Here is a 533-nt window from a genome sequence, read left to right on the forward strand (position 1 = left end):
AAATAGAACGTCATTCAGAGCGAAGCGAAGAATCTCGCGTGCTGAAGTAATCCTGTCGTAGGAAATTACTTCGGCACGCGAGATTCTTCGCTTCGCTCTGAATGACGTTCTTTTCTAATCCCTACAACCCTTTATTGCCCGGCTGCTGAGCATCGACTACGGCAATGGCGGTCATGTTCACTATTTCGCGTACCGAGGCACCGAGCTGCAGAATATGCACCGGCTTGCGCATGCCCATCAGCACCGGCCCAATCACCTCGGCGCCCCCTATTTCCTGCAGTACCTTGTAGGCAATGTTGCCGCTGATAACGTTGGGGAAAATGAGCGTATTGGCCCCGCCGTGGGCCGCCAGCGGCGAAAACGGGTACTGCTCCTGCAGCAGCTCGTGGTTGAGAGCCGTGTTGGCCTGCATCTCGCCGTCGAGCAGCAGCTCGGGGTAGCGGGCTTTGGCCAGCTCGGTGGCGCGGCGGGCTTTGTCTGGCAGTTCGCCGGGGTTCGAGCCGAAGTTGGAGTAGCTGATAACGGCCACCCGC

Annotated in this window: 1 protein-coding gene; it reads right to left on the minus strand. The window is 58.3% G+C overall.

Annotated elements, in window-relative coordinates; all coding sequences use genetic code 11:
- Window positions 1–121: 121 nt before the first annotated feature.
- On the minus strand, window positions 122–533 hold a 412-nt coding region (locus ACFQ2O_RS22460; protein ID WP_377533277.1), incomplete at its 5' end, for a phosphate acyltransferase.

Source organism: Pontibacter rugosus, assembly GCF_042678745.1.
GTDB classification, from domain to species: Bacteria; Bacteroidota; Bacteroidia; order Cytophagales; family Hymenobacteraceae; genus Pontibacter; species Pontibacter rugosus.